This window comes from Micromonospora sp. Llam0, from assembly GCF_003751085.1.
GTDB lineage: Bacteria > Actinomycetota > Actinomycetes > Mycobacteriales > Micromonosporaceae > Micromonospora_E.
The window spans coordinates 1,885,103-1,899,342 of the sequence record NZ_RJJY01000002.1 but is presented as its reverse complement, the minus strand read 5'-3'; the positions used below and the strand labels follow the sequence as shown (position 1 = coordinate 1,899,342).

Annotated in this window: 14 protein-coding genes, 1 tRNA gene, 1 pseudogene and 1 riboswitch; of the genes and pseudogenes, 9 read left to right on the top strand and 7 right to left on the bottom strand. The window is 69.4% G+C overall.

Annotated features, from left to right (window positions below; genetic code table 11):
- Positions 1-3 precede the first annotated feature (3 nt).
- The 3 genes and pseudogenes from EDC02_RS35875 to EDC02_RS35865 all read right to left on the bottom strand — a co-directional run bounded on the left by EDC02_RS35875 (position 4) and on the right by EDC02_RS35865 (position 2,297).
- Positions 4-312, bottom strand: coding sequence for a hypothetical protein (locus EDC02_RS35875; protein WP_123606552.1), 309 nt, complete (start codon positions 310-312; stop codon positions 4-6).
- 3 nt (positions 313-315) lie between these two features.
- Positions 316-1,095, bottom strand: a pseudogene (locus EDC02_RS35870) (class E sortase); the annotation flags it as partial.
- Positions 1,096-1,484: 389 nt separating this feature from the next.
- Entirely contained in the window at positions 1,485-2,297 is an 813-nt protein-coding gene (locus tag EDC02_RS35865) for a DUF881 domain-containing protein (protein WP_123606550.1), read from the bottom strand.
- A 231-nt stretch (positions 2,298-2,528) separates the two neighbouring features.
- Between EDC02_RS35865 and EDC02_RS35860 the strand changes: the two genes are divergently transcribed.
- The 3 genes from EDC02_RS35860 (at position 2,529) to EDC02_RS35850 (ending at position 5,899) form a co-directional block, all read left to right on the top strand.
- Positions 2,529-2,792 (top strand): cell division protein CrgA, encoded by a 264-nt coding sequence (locus EDC02_RS35860; protein WP_123606549.1) that lies wholly within the window; start codon positions 2,529-2,531, stop codon positions 2,790-2,792.
- A 265-nt stretch (positions 2,793-3,057) separates the two neighbouring features.
- On the top strand, positions 3,058-5,304 hold the full coding sequence (locus EDC02_RS35855; protein ID WP_123606548.1) for a heterodisulfide reductase-related iron-sulfur binding cluster: 2,247 nt from the start codon (positions 3,058-3,060) through the stop codon (positions 5,302-5,304).
- A 10-nt stretch (positions 5,305-5,314) separates the two neighbouring features.
- On the top strand, positions 5,315-5,899 hold the full coding sequence (locus EDC02_RS35850) for a VanZ family protein (RefSeq protein ID WP_123606547.1): 585 nt from the start codon (positions 5,315-5,317) through the stop codon (positions 5,897-5,899).
- On the opposite strand, the gene EDC02_RS35845 is transcribed toward EDC02_RS35850, so the two are convergent.
- On the bottom strand, positions 5,896-6,615 hold the full coding sequence (locus tag EDC02_RS35845; protein ID WP_123606546.1) for a GPP34 family phosphoprotein: 720 nt from the start codon (positions 6,613-6,615) through the stop codon (positions 5,896-5,898). The two genes, EDC02_RS35850 and EDC02_RS35845, sit on opposite strands and share 4 nt — an antisense overlap.
- A 249-nt stretch (positions 6,616-6,864) precedes the next feature.
- Between EDC02_RS35845 and EDC02_RS35840 the strand changes: the two genes are divergently transcribed.
- Both EDC02_RS35840 and EDC02_RS35835 read left to right on the top strand, forming a co-directional pair.
- On the top strand, positions 6,865-7,908 hold the full coding sequence (locus EDC02_RS35840; protein ID WP_123606545.1) for a C40 family peptidase: 1,044 nt from the start codon (positions 6,865-6,867) through the stop codon (positions 7,906-7,908).
- 257 nt (positions 7,909-8,165) lie between these two features.
- Positions 8,166-8,309, top strand: a riboswitch (cyclic di-AMP (ydaO/yuaA leader).
- Positions 8,310-8,407: 98 nt separating this feature from the next.
- Positions 8,408-9,346, top strand: coding sequence for a C40 family peptidase (locus tag EDC02_RS35835; protein WP_233606614.1), 939 nt, complete (start codon positions 8,408-8,410; stop codon positions 9,344-9,346).
- Between the two features lie 179 nt (positions 9,347-9,525).
- On the opposite strand, the gene dcd is transcribed toward EDC02_RS35835, so the two are convergent.
- The gene (dcd, locus tag EDC02_RS35830; protein ID WP_123607419.1) at positions 9,526-10,104 is read right to left on the bottom strand and encodes a dCTP deaminase; all 579 of its coding nucleotides are present in this window, start codon (positions 10,102-10,104) and stop codon (positions 9,526-9,528) included.
- A gap of 127 nt (positions 10,105-10,231) precedes the next feature.
- Between dcd and EDC02_RS35825 the strand changes: the two genes are divergently transcribed.
- The gene (locus EDC02_RS35825) at positions 10,232-10,744 is read left to right on the top strand and encodes a pyridoxamine 5'-phosphate oxidase family protein (protein WP_123606543.1); all 513 of its coding nucleotides are present in this window, start codon (positions 10,232-10,234) and stop codon (positions 10,742-10,744) included.
- 146 nt (positions 10,745-10,890) lie between these two features.
- Positions 10,891-10,964, top strand: a tRNA-Gly gene (locus EDC02_RS35820).
- Between the two features lie 341 nt (positions 10,965-11,305).
- Here EDC02_RS35820 and EDC02_RS35815 read toward each other — a convergent pair.
- A complete protein-coding gene (locus EDC02_RS35815) occupies positions 11,306-12,085 on the bottom strand; it encodes a glycosyltransferase (RefSeq protein ID WP_123606542.1) in 780 nt (259 codons plus the stop codon).
- Positions 12,086-12,159: 74 nt separating this feature from the next.
- On the opposite strand from EDC02_RS35815, the gene EDC02_RS35810 reads away from it, so the two are divergent.
- Positions 12,160-12,603 carry a hypothetical protein gene (locus tag EDC02_RS35810; protein WP_123606541.1) on the top strand — a complete coding sequence of 148 codons (444 nt, stop codon included), beginning with the start codon at positions 12,160-12,162 and terminating at the stop codon, positions 12,601-12,603.
- A 42-nt stretch (positions 12,604-12,645) separates the two neighbouring features.
- Here EDC02_RS35810 and EDC02_RS35805 read toward each other — a convergent pair whose 3' ends face one another.
- The gene (locus tag EDC02_RS35805) at positions 12,646-13,212 is read right to left on the bottom strand and encodes a phosphoribosyltransferase family protein (RefSeq protein ID WP_123607418.1); all 567 of its coding nucleotides are present in this window, start codon (positions 13,210-13,212) and stop codon (positions 12,646-12,648) included.
- Positions 13,213-13,414: 202 nt separating this feature from the next.
- Between EDC02_RS35805 and EDC02_RS35800 the strand changes: the two genes are divergently transcribed.
- Positions 13,415-14,068 carry a septal ring lytic transglycosylase RlpA family protein gene (locus EDC02_RS35800; RefSeq protein ID WP_123606540.1) on the top strand — a complete coding sequence of 218 codons (654 nt, stop codon included), beginning with the start codon at positions 13,415-13,417 and terminating at the stop codon, positions 14,066-14,068.
- Positions 14,069-14,240: the final 172 nt, after the last annotated feature.

Sequence of the window (14,240 nt, the reverse complement as noted above, 5' to 3'; positions counted from 1 at the left end):
ACTCTAGTCGCCGTTCTCATCGGGCACGGGGTTGTTCGTCTCGGTGTCGTACGGCAGCTCGTAGTCGTCGGCGCCGCCACCGTCCGGGTCGCCGCCGTCGCCGTCGGTGCCGCCGTCGGCCGGACCGCCGTCCGCGGGTTCGGTGCCGCCGCCGTCCTCGGTTACCTGGACGTCGTCGAACGGCAGCAGCGGCTCGGCCCACGGGAAGACCACGTACCAGAGCAGGACGACCGTCAGCCCGGCGAGCAGCGCCGAACCGATCAGCTTGCCGGGCGTGCCGAACGGGAGCTTGCGCCAGATCCAGGCGTACATGGCTCAGCCGCCGAGTTCCGCCGGTCGGCCATCGGCCTTGGGCTGGCTGCGGACCAGCGCCGCGTGCACGATCAGCCGCTGGTAGTTGTCGAACTTCGGGTGGCAGGTGGTCAGGGTCAGCATCGCCTCGGTCGGCTGCGCCCTGCGGTCGCCGGGTACGGCGGCGACCACCTCGGTCTGGTTCGGCAGCACGATGTGGTTGCGGGTTACCGCGTACACGTGCCAGGTGTCCCGGTCCTCGACGACGATCGTGTCGCCGTCGCCCAGCTCGTCCAGCCGCCAGAAGGTGGCCCGGTTGCGGTGCCCGGCCACCGAGAAGTTGCCGATCTCCCCGGGGCCGGCGCTGTCCGGGTAGTGACCCGGTGCGTACCGGATGTCGTCCTGGCCGACGCCCTCGACGACGATCCAGTTCTTGTCCAGCTTCGGGATGTAGAGCCCGGCGACCGGAGTGCCCTGCACCTGAATAGTGGGGGACGCCTCCGGCTCGGGCGTCGGGCCGTCGCTGACGACCGGTTCGGGCACTTCGGCCCACTGCTGGGCGAGCTGGTCGCTGAGCTCGTCCTGGTGGGCGTTGACGATGACCGACTTGCCCCAGATCTCGTAGCCGGCGAAGAGCAGCACCACCATGCCGAAGGTGATCAGCAGCTCTCCGGTGACCCGGGCGGTGGCGCGCAGCCCGGTCCAGATCGTCGGCCGGGTCAGTTCGGAGTACACGCTCTTGTAACCGGTGTCGGTGCGCTCCGGTCGCAACTTGACCACCCGCTCACCTCGGCGGGGGGCGGCACCGTCGCGCTCGCCGGGGCCAGGATCCCGCCCGCTGCCGGCCGGGGACTCGCCGTTCGGCGGCGGTTGGTAGCTGCTGATCACGACCGGTAGCACCGTGGTGGAGGCGGCCGGCTCGGCCGGGTAGGCCGGGATGACAGCGGTGCGGGCGGCATCGTCGCGCTCCGGCTGTCGGGGGCGCTGGTACTGGGCCAGTTGCTGTGGCGAGTAGCCGGGATGGCGCTGATGCGCCGGGGGCGTCGGGGCCGGGGCTGTCGCCGGGTTCGACCCGGTGAAGCGGGGAAGCACCGTGGTCGAGTCGTCGGTGTGGTACGCGCGGTGCCGGCCAGAATCATCCGGTTGGTCGGGATAGCCGGGCGATCCAGGATAGCCGGGCACCCCGGGCCGGGTCATCGCGCCGACTCCGGAACGGTGGTGTGCCGCAGCGCTGCCGAGCCGTCGAACGCCGGCACGGCCAGCTCGGCTTCGACGGTCTCCTGGTAGCCCAGCTGGAAGTGGGTCACGGCGTCCCTGAACAACTGCACCCCTTCGGAGTCGGCCAGCGCCTGCTGCAGGGCGCTGGGGTCACCGATCGCGGCGATCCGAAATGGGGGCGAGTAGACCCCGCCGTGCAACAACAGCGTGTTCCCGACACAGCGTACCGCGCTGGTCGCCAACACCCGTACATCCATGATTGACATCGCTTCGGCGCCGCCGGCCCACAGTGCGTTGACCACTGCCTGTACGTCGCTCTGGTGCACCACCAGGTCGTCGTTGCTGGCACCGTCCGGCAGATCGGTCAGCCGCGGCGCGTCGTCGAGCTCGATGATGACGCCCGGTCCGGCCAGCGCGGTGAAGCCGGCCGCCGACCGGTTCGCGTCGATCCGGGCCTGCTGTCGGGCGATCGGCTCGTCCGACCCGGCGACCAGCTCCGTCTGCCGGTCGACCTGGTCGCGCAGCTGGGCGGCGCGTTTCTCGGCGGCCGCGAGCTGGGTACGTCGATCGTCGATCAGCTGCGCGAGCTGTGGTCGACGGTCCTCCCGCAGGCTGGTGCCGCTGGCGGTGGTGGCGGTGGTGGTGAACAGCAGGCCGGCGAGCAGCGCGATCAGCGGTACGCCGGCGGACCAGCCGGGCTGCTCCGCGCCGCGCCGTCGACGTAGCAGCCCGCGAACGGCACGCCGGACCACGTCCCGCCAGGACGCGCTGCCGGAGGTGTACTCCACCTCGGCCCCCTCTCCGCCTGCCAGCCATCGACAAGTGTCCGCATAGTGGGCCACCTGGGCGGTCTATCGCACCTGGTGGACCTGGTTGTGCCCAAATGTCGCTGCTGCCGTGCTGCGGCCCGTGGCCGGATCGCGGCAACTTGACTACGCTAGCTCTTGAACATTATTGGCCATGGACCGTCGCCGCTGCGTCCGGTTGCCGGGCCGGATGATAGCCACCAGGAGAGCGTCGTGCCCAAGTCGCAGGTTCGCAAGAAGAAGGTCTACACCCCGCCGACCGACGTCCGCCCGACCCAGACGGCTGCCACCCGCAAGCCGAGTCCGGTCTGGCTGCCGATCAGCGCCGTCTCGTTGATCGTCTTCGGCATCGGCTGGCTGGTCGTCTACTACCTGTCGGAGACCGCCTACCCGGTCGCCTCCTGGGGCTACTGGAACCTGGCGATCGGGTTCGGCGCCATGGTGAGTTCGCTGATCCTGCTCTCCCGCTGGCGCTGACCCGGTTCGCAGTCGGTCCGCAGCCGGTACGTCATTGCCGCCCTGGTCGGTCGGTGTCCCCGAGGATGCCGGCCGACCTGCTGTTTTGTCGGGGGCCGGGCGGCGGCGTGGCGGCGGCGCTGCCATAGGGTGGCGAGTACCGGGCGCCCGGCTCGGTGCGACGCTCGTCACATTACCCATGGGTAACCTGACGGTAGGCTGAAGCTCCGTGGCCGGCCTTCCGGTCACTCTGCCGCTCGTCCGCAGCACACCGGGAGGCCAACGAATGGGTACGGTCCAGATCGTCACCACGGTCGTCGCCGCCATCGTCACCGCCGTCGCGGTGGTGCTCGCCGGCCGGGCGGTCTGGCAGTTCGTCTCGATCATCCGACTCGGCAAGGCCGACCCGCACCGCACCGGTGACCCGGCCACCCGGGCGAAGGTGATGCTGAGCGAGACCCTCGGCCACACCCGGATGCTCAAATGGAGCGTCGTCGGGGCGGCCCACTGGTTCGTCATGGTCGCCTTCATCGTGCTCTCCATCCTCGTACTGGAGGCGTACTTCGAGGTGGTCGACGCCGGCGGCGGCATCCCGGTGATCGGCGGTTGGCTGCTGTACGGGCTGGTCACCGAGCTCATCTCGATCCTCGGCATGCTGGGTATCGGCGTGCTGATCGGGATCCGGTTGGCGAACCGGCCGACCCGGACCGGCGGCCGGTCCCGGTTCACCGGCTCGACGATGTGGCAGGGCTACTTCGTCGAAGCCGTCGTGCTCGCCGTACTGATCTGCGGGTTCTTGATCCGCGGCTTCCGGGTGGCAACCGACCACTTCGACTTCCCGGTCTGGGCCACCCCGGTGAGCCACGCGCTCGGCGCCGTCCTGCCCGCCTCCGAGTCGGCGATCAGCATCACCGCCCTGATCAAGATCCTCATCTCGATGACCTGGTTGATCGTCATCGCGCTGACGCTGACCATGGGAGTGGCCTGGCACCGGTTCGCCGCCTTCTTCAACATCTACTTCAAACGGGACCCCGGCCGGCCCAACTCCGGCCTCGGCGCGCTGCGGCCGATGATGAGCGACGGCAAGCCGCTCGACTTCGAAGAGGCCGACCCGGAGAAGGACCAGTTCGGTGTCGCCCAGGTCGAACAGTTCAGCTGGAAGGGCCTGCTCGACTTCACCACCTGTACGGAGTGTGGCCGCTGCCAGTCGCAGTGCCCGGCCTGGAACACCGGCAAGCCGCTGTCGCCGAAGCTGCTCGTGCTGTCGCTGCGCGACCACGCCTACGCCAAGGCGCCGTACCTGCTCGCCGGCGGCGGCAAGGATCTCACCGGCGAGGAGAAGGGCACGGCCGAACAACTCGCCAAGGTCGACGCCCTGGCGCTGGCCGAGGCCGACCGCCCGCTGATCGGCGGCGCCGACGACGGCGGCGTCGTCGACCCGGACGTGCTCTGGTCGTGCACCACCTGCGGGGCCTGCGTGGAGCAGTGCCCGGTGGACATCGAACACGTCGACCACATCGTCGACATGCGCCGCTACCAGGTGCTGATCGAGTCGAGCTTCCCCAGCGAAGCCGGCGTGATGCTGCGCAACCTGGAGAACAAGGGCAACCCGTGGGGTGCTCCGCCGAACACCCGGGAGGACTGGACCAAGGGGCTCGACTTCGCGGTGCCCCGGGTCGGCGAGGCGGACGACTTCGAGTACCTGTTCTGGGTCGGCTGCGCCGGCGCGTTCGAGGACCGGGCGAAGAAGACCACCCGCGCGGTGGCGACCCTGCTGCACGAGGCCGGCGTCGACTTCGCCATCCTCGGCGAGGGCGAGACCTGCACCGGCGACCCGGCACGGCGGATCGGCAACGAGTTCGTCTTCCAGATGCTGGCCCAGCAGAACGTCGAGACCCTCAACGAGGCGTTCGGCGACCGGGAGCCGGCGAAACGCAAGATCGTCGCGACCTGCCCGCACTGCTTCAACACCCTCGGCAACGAGTACGGCCAGCTCGGCGGCCACTTCGAGGTCGTACACCACACCCAACTGCTGGCCCACCTGGTCGCCGCCGGCAAGCTCACCCCGGTCACCCCGGTCGACGGTGGGTTGACCTACCACGACCCGTGCTACCTGGGTCGGCACAACCGGGTGTTCAGCCCGCCGCGGGAGGTGCTCGGCGCCGCGTTGACCGCAGGTACCGAGGCGGGCGGCGACACGGCCCAGCTGCGGGAGATGCCGCGCAACTCGGAACGCTCGTTCTGCTGCGGTGCCGGCGGGGCGAGGATGTGGATGGAGGAGCGGATCGGCAAGCGGGTCAACGTCGACCGGGTCGAGGAGGCGCTCTCCACCGGGGCACAGACCATCGCGGTCGGTTGCCCGTTCTGCTACACCATGCTCGGCGACGGGGTCACCGGCAAGCAGTCCAGTGGCGCGGCGGACGAGAACGTCGAGGTCGTCGATGTGGCGACGGTGCTGCTCAGGTCGGTCAAGCCGGCGGTAGCATCTTCGGCGTCATCGTCATCGTCATCGTCGGCGTCGGCCGAGGAGTAGGGAGAAGCGGGTGCTGGGTTGGGCCCGCGAGTTCCTCGCCCAGCCCTGGCCGTTCCTCACCCTGGCGGTGCTTGCCGGCGTGAGCCTGCTGGTGCACCGGCCGCTCGCCGTACGGCTCGGCTGGGCACGCTGGCCGACGCTCGGGATGCTTCTCGGCGCCGCCGCGATCGCCGCGCTCACCCTGCCGCCGGCACCGGCCGGTACCGGCGTACCGCTCGCTCCCGGGGCCTCCGTTTCCGGCCCGAACGGTGAGGTCCTAACCGCGTGCCTCCGGTCGCTCACCGATCCGGCGGTGCTGTGGTCCGGGCTGGTCACCGTCGACTCGCTCGGTGAACGGGTCGGCAACGTGGCGATGTTCGTGCCGCTGGCGTTCTGTACCGTTCTGGCGGTCCGCCGGCCAGGGCTGGCCACCGGGCTGCTCCTGCTGGCCCCGGCCGGCGTCGAAGTCGCCCAGGCGGTGCTCGGCGTTGGCCGCGAGTGTGTCGGCTACGACTGGGTCAACAACGCGACCGGGGTGCTGATCGGGGCGGTCGGCGGCGGTGTGGTCCGGTTGCTGTGGCGGCGGTTCGCGCCGGCGCGTACCAGGGTCAGCTAGCTGCCGGTCGCGACGTCGGTGGCGGTGAAGACGCCGCGGGCGACCGTTGCCCGGTACCCGTCGACGACGTCGGTGGTCGCGGCGATCGGCCAGGCCGCCGGCCCGAGCACAGCGGACGGGTGGCGCTGCGCGTCCAAGGGCTGTGCGGCACCGGTGTCAGGTACGTCGAGTGCGTTCAGCAGGCAGGCCAACGCGGCGGTACGTGGTCCGACCGGTCCAGCACCGCGCTCGGCGGCGGCCAGCCGTCGCCGGGTCGCCGTCTCGGCGGGCGGTTCGACGCCGTCCGGCGGAGCGAACCTGGTCCGGGGCAGCACCCAGAGCACCCGGTCCCGTTCCCGGCGGAGCACTCCCGAGGCGACCAGCCCGCCGAGTACCTCGTCGACTACACCGTGGGACAGATCGACCACCCAGTCGCGGGTCGCGCGGCCGGGCTCGGCCTGGATCCTGGTCCGTGCCCGGTCGAGCAGCTTTCGACCCTGCCCTCGACCCGGGTCGCTGTCGGGTACGTACCCGCTGTCGGGTACGTACCCGCTGTCGGGCACGTCGTCGGCCGACACCCGGCCGTCCGCGTCGATCGAAATCTGCCCGCCGACGGCGAGGTCGCACAACACCGCCCCGGCGACCGCGTAGTCGAGCTCGGGGGAAGCGACGGTCGCGGTCCCAGAATCGTCATAGCTGAGCAGGACCAGCTCTTCCGCGAGGCTGAGCGACGTCATGCCACCACGCTAACCGCCCAGCCCGGTGACTGCAGGAGAACCGGTGACTGCAGGAGAAGTGGTAGCTGGGAGAGAAGCAGCGGCTGCGGGCGGCGACGAGCGGTTGCTTCCGATGAAGCAGAGACGGCAGGCGGTCTTGAACGAACACCGCGCTTTCCAATAAGGTGATGCACCGACCGCTGCGGATGTCGGCCTCCGTACCCCCGCCCGTGAGGCCCCAGCGATCAACCATTGAAGGAGTCGCTGCCAATGGCACGTGCGCTCGCCAATTCGCACAACCATCGTCACAGTGGGTCCCGATATCGACGCGGAGAGCATCGGCCTTTGCGGTTTTTGCAGCGTAGCGCGATCGCACTGCTGCTCACCGTAACTGCACTGGTCTCCCCGGCTGGGCCGGCCCACGCCGAGCCGACGCTGGCTGAGATCGAAGCCGAGTTGGACGCCCAGTGGCTCAAACTGGAACCGGTAATCGAGCAGTACAACAAGGTGCACAGCGAGCTCAAGGCCAACGAGAAGAAGGCGGCCGCGCTCGATGAGAAGATCCGCCCCCTGTCGCTGCAGGCCAACCTGGCGGCGGACGAGATCGGCGAGGTAGCCAACCGCTATTACCGGACCGGGCCGTCGAGCGAGCTGAATGCCCTGCTCCGGACCGGATCACCGACCAGCCTGGCGGATCAGCTCGTGGTCCTGGACCGGATCTCCAAGCGTCGACAGGAAAAGATCACCGCCGTTCTGGAGACCCGGGACCGCTATCTCGAAGAACGGCAGGCGCTGGACGAGTTGATCACGAAGCAGCAGGCACAGGACAAGACGCTCGCCGAGCAGCGCAAGACCATCGACGCCGAGATCAAGCGGCTGGAACGGGCGCGGAACGCCGCGTACCAGTCCACCGGCTACACCGGCGGATCCGGTGCCTCCGGCCCGTGTCCGGCGGTGTCGGTCGGCGGTGCCGCCGGAACTGCGGTCCGCACCGCGTGCGCGCAGCTCGGCAAGCCCTACGTCTGGGGTGCCACCGGGCCGAACGCCTTCGACTGTTCCGGTCTGACCCAGTACGCCTGGGCAAGTGCCGGTGTCAGTCTCACGCATTACACCGGAACTCAGTGGAATCAGGGCAGTTCGGTCAGTCGCGCCAACGCCAAACCAGGGGATCTCGTATTCTTCTTCAGTGATCTACATCACGTGGGAATCTACATCGGTAATGGCCTGATGGTGCACGCACCGCGTGCGGGTCAACCCGTGCAGATGGAGAACATCGACAACATGCCGCTTGCCGGATTCAAGCGGGTCGGCTGATCGCAGCAGGTCAGCCCGCTCGCCGAGGCAGTCTGAGTGACGCGTGTTGGTCGGCCGAACGTACGGGCGGACCGGTATGAACGGGCCGGTCCGCCCAGCAAGATTCGAACGCTTGAACGACAGCAGCCTATGCACGATACGCAATCGTCTGCGTACTCAATGAGATATTCCGTGTTCTCGCTTGCGTAGCGAGAACGCCGCTCTCTACCCTTGGGGATCGTCGAGTCGGGAGGACGTCAACCAACCGGGTTGACCTCGGCCTGACACCGCCTAATCGCCGCCTTGGCGGCGAGCCGGGGACCCACGGCACTCCCGGGGTGAATCCGCAGGCCACTGCGGTAGGGCGTCTCCTTTCCGCCCGAACCCGTCAGCTAACCCGGTAGGCGGTCTGGGGAGAAGGAGTCCGGTGGCTACGAGCGCCCCTCGGCGATACCTCCGGTGGTCCAGCCGCGACCATCGGCGAAAAACGCCGCACGACCCTCGACGAATACTCACCGCGTTGATCGCCGCCACCACCGGCGTCGGTCTGCTGCTGGTCGGAGCGCCGGCACAGGCGCAGCCGACCGTCGCCGAGATCGAGTCGCAGATCGACGAGGTCTGGGCCGAGCTCGAACCGACGATCGAACGGCACAACGCCGTACGGCAGGACCTCGCCGCCAAGAAGAAGCAGGCGGACGAGCTGCAGAAGAAGATCAAGCCGCTGCAGATCCAGATCGACCTGGCGATGGACCGGGTCAGCGAGTTCGCCGCCCGGTCGTACAAGGGTGGTAGTCCGTCGGTCTTCAACGCGATCCTGACCAACGGCAAGCCGACCCACCTCGCCGACCAGCTCGAGCTGCTGGACCAGTTCGCCCGGCGGCAGGCCCGCGACGTCCAGGCCGTCGTCGACCTCAAGAACGAGTACGCCGCGAAGAAGGCCCCGCTCGACGATTTGATCGTCGAGCTGACCGGCACCGAGGCTCAGCTGGCGGCGAAGGCCAAGGAGATCGACGCCGAGGTCGACCGGTTGCAGGACCTGCGACTGGAGGCGTACGGCTCGACCAACACCCTCGGCTCGCTGCGTCCCGCGCCCTGCCCGGCGACGTACCCTGGCGGTGCGGCCGGCAAGGCGGTCACCTTTGCCTGTGCGCAGATCGGCAAGCCGTACGTATGGGGTTCAGCGGGACCAGGCAGCTACGACTGTTCGGGTCTCACCTTGGCCGCCTGGGCGCAGGCCGGCGTCTCGCTGCCGCACAACGCGGCCCGGCAGCGTCAGGTGACCGCCAACGTCAGCCGGGACGAGCTGCGCCCCGGCGACCTCATCTTCTACTACAGCGGGCTTTCCCACGTCGGCATGTACGTGGGCAACGGCTGGATCGTGCACGCCTCCCAGGCGGGCGAACCGGTGCAGATGCGCAAAATCGGTTCGAGTGTGCACAGTTACGGCAGGCCCGGTTAGACCTCACTCCTCCCCATGGCCTGGCGCATGCCGCTGATCCCCCCGTCAAGCGGCAGCACCGGCCACCGGAAAGGCGCCCTCCCATGTCTCCCCCCGGCTTGGGAGGGCGCCTTTCGCCTCCCCCGCCGCCGTTGCGCCGGCTCGCCAACAGCCCAGCCGGTTCAGTTTGGTGGGCTGGTTCAGCTGGTCGGCCAGGTGCGCCACCGCTGCCAGGACCGGCTCGGAGTGGGGCCACGCTGCCCCTGGTACCGGGATCCGTAGACCGCCGACCCGTACGGATGCTCGGACGTCGACGAGAGCCGGAAGATGCACAACTGACCGATCCTCATCCCGGGCCACAGCTTGATCGGCAGGTTCGCCACGTTGGACAACTCCAACGTCACGTGGCCGGAGAAGCCGGGGTCGATGAAGCCGGCGGTGGAGTGGGTCAGCAGGCCCAGCCGACCCAGGCTCGACTTGCCCTCCAGCCGGGCGGCCAGGCCGTCGCCGAGCGAGACGACCTCGAGCGTGGAGGCGAGGACGAACTCACCGGGGTGCAGCACGAACGGGTCGCCGCTGGGCACCTCGACCTGGGACGTCAGATCGTCCTGCCGGATGGCCGGGTCGATGTGGGTGTACAGGTGGTTGTTGAAGACCCGGAAGTATCGGTCGAGCCGGACATCGATGCTCGACGGCTGGACGAGCGAGGGTTCGAACGGCTCGAGGGAGAGTCCGCCGGTCTTGGTCTCCGCGACGATGTCCCGGTCGGAGAGAAGCATCGTCACACGATAGCGACCGCGCGGCCGGTGCGACCGCGCGGCCGGTGTCCTGGCCGGAATGTACGCGGATCGGCGTGGCCGGGCGATCCCACTATCTCTTCGTACACATGTTCGATAGAATGATCGCATGGCAACCTGGTCCGAGTTCGCAGCCGACGAGCCCCGCCTGGCCACGGCGATCCGACTCCTCATGCAGCAGTACGGTCCCGGCCTCGGCTACCTCGCCACCGTCCGAGCCGACGGCGGTCCCCGGGTGCACCCGGTCTCCCCGGTGATCACCGACAGCGGGCTGTTCTGCTTCATCATCGACTCACCGAAGCGGCGTGACCTGGAGCGGGACGGTCGGTACGCGCTGCACTCGTTCCCGCCGGAGGAGAGCGACGACGAGGCGTACCTGGCGGGTCGGGCGCATCCGGTCACCGATCCGACCAAGGTGGGTCGGCTCGCCAGCGATCTCGGGGCCGTGCCGCACGTCGACTGGCGACTGTTCGAGTTCACCGTCGACGTGGCGATGGTGGCGCAACGCGGTGGCAGCACCGGCCACTACGCGGCGGCGCCCCGGCAACCAGCCGTCCAGGTCTGGCTCGACCCGACCAGCGGCAGTGTCTCCCACCCGGTGCCGACCCCGGTCGCCTGCTGACCCGCCGCGCGGCACCGGTCGAACCGTTGACGCCCTACCCGTCGACGTTCGGTCGACGGGTGTCGAGCCGTACCCCATGCTGTGCCCGGCCGGCGGCCGGGCCTGTTGTGCAGCGGCCGGGCGGACCGGGTAGAGTAGGGCCGCTCGCGGGTGTAGTTCAATGGCAGAACATCAGCTTCCCAAGCTGACAGTGCGGGTTCGATTCCCGTCACCCGCTCCACCTGCGGAAGACCCGCTCAGGACGTCGGTCCCGGGCTGCGGTTGATCAGCTCTGCCACCTTTTGGTCAATTCCTAGGTTCGGTCGTCAACCCGGACGCTGATCATGTGTTCGGGGTCGTACCCGCGCTCGGCTTCTGCGACCAGCTCGCTCTCCAGCTGCGACGTGAGCGCCGTACCGTCCTTGGTCTGTCGGCTGGCTGCCCGAGCTGCCCGACCGGGGACCCAAGATGCCTCCGCACACGTGATGCCGCAGGTGCATCCTGATTCACCTCTGGCATCAAGCCGAACAGGCGACCCTGGCCCGATGAGGTCGCACTTCGTGCAAGGACTGGCGCGCATCGTCACCGACCTTGCGGTGTGGACGACGTCGGGCCGATGCCCAGCCGAGCCAGCGCGGCGACCCGGCTCTCGATCACCTGGATCCGGTCGGCCCGTTCCGTCGGCGACCAGTGTGCCTGCTGGTTGGTCATCTGCCCGGGCCACTTCCGGTAGAGCAACCCCGGCTCGTCGATGAAGTGACCGTCGCAGACCGTGCTCGCGGCGAGGAGCAGCCCGGTGTCCTCGGAGGCGGGCAGCGCCAGCCAGCCGCCCAGAGCCAGCAGCAGATCCGTACGGATGCACAGCGTCGCCGGGTGCACCGGCAGTCGGTAGGCGTCCTCCTGCCAGGACCGGTGGACCGTACCGGCGGGCAACCGGCCGCCCGGTGGATCGGTGGCCATCCGTACCGTGCTGTGGTCGCTCAGCAGATCGAGCGCCGCCGCGGTGGTCCAGCCGACCGTCGGGTCGGCGGTGAGGACCGCGATGTCGCGGGCCAACGCGTCAGGGGTGAGCCGGTCGTCGGCGTCGAGCACCTTCACCAGCGAGCCTTCCGCCCGGGACAGCGCCATGGTTCGGGTGACGCCGGGTCCACCCGGCCGGTTGGTCCCCGTACTGATCCGGGGGTCGTCGGGTAGGGCGGCGGCGACCGTGCCGGTCTGGCCGTCCTCCTGGACCAGCCAACGCCACTGCCAGCCGGCGGGTAGTCGCTGGTCGCGTAGTGAGGCGTACGCGTCAGCGAGGTACGGGATGCTCGCGGGATGGACAGGGGTGACCACCGAGATGGTCTGCGGGGGCCGGCGCATCGCTTTGACTCTACTATGGGTTGTTGATCGTTGACCCAACGTTGTGGCGCGCCGGTCTCTGGTACGAATGTCCCATGCCGGAATCGTCGGACCCGCGCTCAACGGACGCCGTTCACTCCCGCCCTGCCGGGATGGACGATGCTACGGTCGCGGCGCTCGGCGAGTTGAGCAAGGCACTGGAGACGGTGCACCGGGCCCGGGGCCACCTTTACTCGATGCACCAGCTGATCGGCGGCGCGGACGCGACCCTGGACCGGGTCGTCCAGCTGCTGCGCGGAGCCGGTCACCAGGACATGGCGGACCGGGTCGAGACGGAGCTGATCGGTCGCAACGTCCTGCCGGGCCGCTGGACGTTTCAGATCGTCGAGGAGTTCGACGACGGCTACTACGCGACCTTCCAGGCGGTCGAGCGGGCGGCCCGTGACGCGCTGGCGGGCGGCCGTCGGCACATCCACGAGGCGGAGATGAAGCAGGCCCGGCGTACGGTCGGCCGACCGGGACACGAGGCGACCCCGTAGCCGCGCGCTGCCCGACGAGGGTCCGACCGCCGTCCCGGCGGTTCACAGGTCCTTGCTGTGGATCAGGCTGCGGATCCGGAGTTCGTCGACGACGGCGGGTGGACAGTCGGCGACGATCACGGCGCTGCCGACGACGACCGCCCCGCGAGCTGCGGCGAGCTGCGCCATGGCCCGCAGCTGCGCACCGCTGGTGACCCAGTCGTCGACCAGCAGGACCCGGTCGCCTGGGCCGAGGTGCCGGTCACGGACACCGAGCCGCAGTGTGCGGCCCCGGTAGTCGGGTGCCGTCGTGGTCCAGGTGGTCGCGTCGGCGATTGTCCGCTGCGGATCCTCCTTGTACGCGGGTACGACGCCGACGCCGAGCGCAGTCGCCACCAGCGGGCCGACAAGCAGCCCGGTGACCTGCGGCGTCATTACCGTGCTCGGCTGGTCCGCGTCGGCCAGATCGGCGCTGGCCAGCTCGGCGAGAGCCGGGCCGATCCCGGCGAGGACCCGGGGGTGTCGCCACCACCCGGACAGGTCGCTCACCAGATGGCTGCTGGTCGGGCCGGGATCGTGCCAGACGAAGGTGTCGATCAGCAGCCGCCGGAGTTCAAGCGGGTGCGGCACGTCGCCGGTTGCGGCCGGGCGCGGCACGTCGCCGGCTGTGGTCGCGCGGGACCGGTGCGGGTGAGCGGCTGCGGGGTCGGTCACCGGCCGAGTATGCCGGGATTCCTCGCTGGTGAATCTGCCGGGCACACTTGACACGGCACGGCCTGCTCCGGCTACGGTGCGGCGGCTAAATTATGTTGTCAGCTCGTCAGGAGACATCATGGCCGCGCGCCATCGCAACCCGCGTCCGTACCGCCTGCGGCTGGCGCCATGGTTGGCGGTGTTCCTGCTGGTCGGTGTGCTGGCGGGCGGAACGGCTATGGCGTTCGAACTGACCGCCGGTACGTCGACAACACCGCCAGCGGCGTCCACGGCCGCGCCGCCTACGGCCGCGCCGCCTACGACCACGCCGTCTGCGGCGGCGTCCGGTGCGGACCGCTCGACCGCGTCGACCCGGGCGGCACGTGGGGCCGACCGGGCCGCCTCCACGCCGAAACCGTCCCCGACGCCAGAGCCGCCCCCGACCCAGAGCGAGGACCAGGACGAGGACCAGGCTGCTGGCCAGGCCCAGGCCGGTGGCCAGGTGGTGGAGAGCGGCACCTGCGGTGCGTCGTACTACGCCAGCGGACACGTCACCGCGAACGGCGAGCCGTTCGACCCGTCGGGGATGACCGCCGCGCACCGCACCCTGCCGTTCGGCACCCAGGTGCGGGTGACCAACCCGCAGACCGGTGCCAGCGTGGTGGTCCGGATCAACGATCGTGGTCCGTTCGTCGACGGACGGTGCCTCGACCTGGCCCGTGCCGCTTTCGCGAAGATTGCGGCTCTTGACCTGGGTCACCTGCAGGTCCGCTACGAGATTCTCGGCGACTGACCGCATTCCTGAGCTGCCACTCAGTGTCGAGCTGCTGGTCAGCGGTGGGATGTGCCATTTCCAGGTTTGCCCACAGGTTGAGCAACCGCTCGCCGCCCGCCCGGGGGATAGCCAGGGTGCCAAGGTTGTCCAATACTCCGGGTGGCCATTTCCGGATCAGACGACAGGCCAA

What these genes read in the sequence shown, in the direction of transcription:
- EDC02_RS35815 (WP_123606542.1), bottom strand. Translation starts at nt 12,085, where the DNA reads ATGCGCCGGCCCCCGCAGACCATCTCGGTGGTCACCCCTGTCCATCCC.
- EDC02_RS35810 (WP_123606541.1), top strand. Translation starts at nt 12,160, where the DNA reads ATGCCGGAATCGTCGGACCCGCGCTCAACGGACGCCGTTCACTCCCGC.
- EDC02_RS35875 (WP_123606552.1), bottom strand. Translation starts at nt 312, where the DNA reads ATGTACGCCTGGATCTGGCGCAAGCTCCCGTTCGGCACGCCCGGCAAG.
- EDC02_RS35840 (WP_123606545.1), top strand. Translation starts at nt 6,865, where the DNA reads ATGGCACGTGCGCTCGCCAATTCGCACAACCATCGTCACAGTGGGTCC.
- EDC02_RS35845 (WP_123606546.1), bottom strand. Translation starts at nt 6,615, where the DNA reads ATGACGTCGCTCAGCCTCGCGGAAGAGCTGGTCCTGCTCAGCTATGAC.
- EDC02_RS35800 (WP_123606540.1), top strand. Translation starts at nt 13,415, where the DNA reads ATGGCCGCGCGCCATCGCAACCCGCGTCCGTACCGCCTGCGGCTGGCG.
- EDC02_RS35855 (WP_123606548.1), top strand. Translation starts at nt 3,058, where the DNA reads ATGGGTACGGTCCAGATCGTCACCACGGTCGTCGCCGCCATCGTCACC.
- EDC02_RS35825 (WP_123606543.1), top strand. Translation starts at nt 10,232, where the DNA reads ATGGCAACCTGGTCCGAGTTCGCAGCCGACGAGCCCCGCCTGGCCACG.
- dcd (WP_123607419.1), bottom strand. Translation starts at nt 10,104, where the DNA reads ATGCTTCTCTCCGACCGGGACATCGTCGCGGAGACCAAGACCGGCGGA.